This window comes from Zavarzinia sp., from assembly GCF_041650655.1.
Classification (GTDB): Bacteria; Pseudomonadota; Alphaproteobacteria; order Zavarziniales; family Zavarziniaceae; genus Zavarzinia.
This window is the reverse complement of sequence record NZ_JBAZKR010000270.1, coordinates 1-2,638: the sequence shown is the minus strand read 5'-3', so window position 1 is coordinate 2,638 and position 2,638 is coordinate 1. Positions and strand designations below refer to the sequence as shown.

Here is a 2,638-nt window from a genome sequence, read left to right as displayed (position 1 = left end):
TGGTCGACAGCGGCGAAATCCGGGAGCACCTGGACCCCGCCAGCCCCATGCTCTTCTTCAACAGCGGATCGGCGGACGTGACCTTCGGCGAGGGCGTATCCCTAGACCTGGTCATTGATGAGACAGGAATAGTTACAAGCGCGAAGCCACGCCACGGCGACGACGATTACTACGACCGCGCCGTGCAACTGGCGACGTCCCTGCATTTCCGCCCGTTCGAGCGGGGCGGCAAGAGTGTCGCCGTCACCGGCCCGTTGGACATCCCGATCTTTCCCCGGACCCGACCGCCGGCCGACCGCCCCTTCCCGAAGGCGAGCGCCGCCGATACCGAGATCGCCATCGAACACACGGTGTGCTTCGGCTCTTGCCCGATCTATACCGTCACCATCGCGGGCGATGGCCGCGTCACCTATGACGGCGGCTTCCATGTCGCCTTCGCCGGCCGGGTGGAAGAGCAGGTCGACCCGGCCGCTGTCGCCGCCCTGATCGAGCAGTTTCGCGCCGCGCAATTCTTCGGCCTCGAGGACCGTTACAAAGCCCCCGTGACCGACCTGCCGTCGACCGTGCTGCGCCTGCGCCTCGGCAAGGCGGAAAAGACGGTCGTCGACTACGCCGGTCTCTACGACGGAATGCCGCCCTCGGTCATCGCGCTGGAACGGGCGGTGGAAACTCTCGCCCGCAGCGCGCGCTGGGTCGCCGGCGGGCCGGATCTCGTCGACGATCTGGTGGCGGTCGGCTGGGATTTCCAGGCGCCCGCCGCCGCCGACGCCCTGGCCTGCAGCATCCGTCCCGGCGCGGGCGCGATCGTCGGCGCCCTTCTGGCGCGGGGCGTCGCCCCGACGGGCGCTTGCCGCGGCATCTTCACCCTGACCCTCGCGGCACAATACGGCGATGCCGACGTGGTCGACCGCCTGCTGGCGGCTGGGGCCCTCGACGCGGCCACCGGGGGCCAGCGCCAGCGGGCGGTGATCGCCGCGGTGCGCAGCGGCAAGCCCGCCATCCTCGCCGCCATCCTGCGCCGGGGCGGCGACCCCGATGCCCACGAGCCGGAAGGCGACAGCGCCCTCGCCATCGCCCGGGCCCAGGCCGCGCCCGACCAGGCACCGGACTGGCTGGGGCCGGAATATCTCGAAAACCGCAAGGCCATCGTCGCCCTCCTCGAAGCGGCGGGCGCGAAACCCTAAGCCGCCGGCACCGCGATGCCTTCGTGGGCGAGCAACCAGCGTTTCACGTCTTCCGAGCCGCCATAGCCGCCGAGGCGGGGGCCGGCGGCGAGGACGCGGTGGCAGGGTACGAGCAGGCCGACCGGGTTGCGGCCGCAGGCCTGGCCCACCGCCTGGGCCGCGACGCCGCCAAGAGTGCGGGCGAGGGCGCCATAGGTCTCGAACTGGCCGAAGGGGATGGCGGCGATGCGGCGCCAGACCTTGCGCTGGAACGGCGTGCCATGGGGCGCGATGGGCAGGTCGAAGTCCCGGCGGCGGCCGGCGAAATAATCCTCCACCTGGCCAAGGACGAGGCGCAGCAGGATGTCGTCGGCCGGGGTATCGTCGCCGCTGGGCGACCAGCTGGCGGCGGTGACCGCGTCGGCGCGCACCGTGACATGAAACATCCCGATCGGGGTCTGCACGCGGGCTTCGGCCACGTCTTCAACCTTCCATGGTTGTCTTGCGTCGGCAATGCGCTGATCTAAACTGATCCGGCCCGTCGTGGCCATATCCATGGCGACGACAAGCGGAAGAGGACGCCATGAAGATCAACGTCGAATTCGATATCACCCCGGAGGAGGCCCGTCGCGTCCTCGGCCTGCCCGATCTCGAGCCGATGCAGCAGCGCATCCTGGCCGAGCTGGAAGGGCGGATGACCCAATATCTAAATGTCATCGACCCGGAGACCATCTTCAAGCAGTGGCTGCCCATGGGCATTCAGGGCGGCCTGCAGGGCTTCGAGAAATTCCAGGACTTCCTGTGGTCGGCCGCCAGCTCGGTGCGGGGCGGCGGCAAGCGCAAGCCCGATGCCAAGGACGAGCCGAAGTGAGCGAACGGAACCTGCCGGGCGATCCCAAGCCCTATTACGAAGCCCATGTCTTCGCCTGTGTGAACGAGCGTCCCGATGTCCACCCCCGCGGCTCCTGCAAGGCGCGGGGGGGTGTGCCTTTGCGCAATTACATGAAGGTCCGGGCCGACGAGTTGGGCCTCGAGAATGTCCGCATCAATCAGGCCGGCTGCCTCGACCGCTGCGAACTCGGCCCCGTCCTGGTGATCTATCCCGAGGGCATCTGGTATGCCCCGCGCACCCCGGCGGATATCGACGAAATCCTGGAGGTTCACCTGAAGCAAGGTGGGCGGGTGACGCGGCTGATGCTGCAGCCCGACCAGAAACTGCCCGCCGCCGAATAAGGTGAGCGAGACCATCTTCGCCCTGGCCAGCGGCCGGGGCCGGGCCGGAGTCGCCGTCCTGCGCCTGTCCGGCCCCTTGGCGGGGCCGGCGCTCGACCGCCTGTGCGGCGCACGGCCCCAGCCCCGCCTGGCCCGGCTGGTGGCGCTGCGCGATCCCGAAGGCGGCGAGGTGATCGACCGGGCGCTTGTACTGTGGTTTCCGGCCCCGGCCAGCTTCACCGGCGAGGATGTCGCCGAACTTC

General features: G+C 69.4%; 4 protein-coding genes and 1 pseudogene. 4 read left to right on the top strand and 1 reads right to left on the bottom strand.

What is annotated here, in order from left to right:
• Positions 1 to 1,184 (top strand): DUF6438 domain-containing protein (locus tag WC493_RS23370; protein ID WP_373069075.1); only part of this gene is annotated, 1,184 nt, incomplete at its 5' end.
• Here WC493_RS23370 and WC493_RS23365 read toward each other — a convergent pair.
• The gene (locus WC493_RS23365) at positions 1,181 to 1,642 is read right to left on the bottom strand and encodes a methylated-DNA--[protein]-cysteine S-methyltransferase (protein ID WP_373069073.1); all 462 of its coding nucleotides are present in this window, start codon (positions 1,640 to 1,642) and stop codon (positions 1,181 to 1,183) included. The genes WC493_RS23370 and WC493_RS23365 overlap by 4 nt on opposite strands.
• Positions 1,643 to 1,746: 104 nt before the next feature.
• On the opposite strand from WC493_RS23365, the gene WC493_RS23360 reads away from it, so the two are divergent.
• The 3 genes and pseudogenes from WC493_RS23360 to WC493_RS23350 all read left to right on the top strand — a co-directional run.
• Positions 1,747 to 2,034: a DUF6489 family protein gene (locus WC493_RS23360; protein ID WP_373069071.1), complete on the top strand. Its 288-nt coding sequence runs from the start codon at positions 1,747 to 1,749 to the stop codon at positions 2,032 to 2,034.
• Complete coding sequence (locus WC493_RS23355) at positions 2,031 to 2,396, top strand: ferredoxin (RefSeq protein ID WP_373069069.1); 366 nt, start codon at positions 2,031 to 2,033, stop codon at positions 2,394 to 2,396. The genes WC493_RS23360 and WC493_RS23355 overlap by 4 nt, the downstream gene beginning before the upstream one ends.
• Before the next feature lies 1 nt (position 2,397).
• A pseudogene (locus tag WC493_RS23350) lies at positions 2,398 to 2,638 on the top strand (tRNA uridine-5-carboxymethylaminomethyl(34) synthesis GTPase MnmE); the annotation flags it as partial.

What these genes read in the sequence shown, in the direction of transcription:
- WC493_RS23360 (WP_373069071.1), top strand. Translation starts at nt 1,747, where the DNA reads ATGAAGATCAACGTCGAATTCGATATCACCCCGGAGGAGGCCCGTCGC.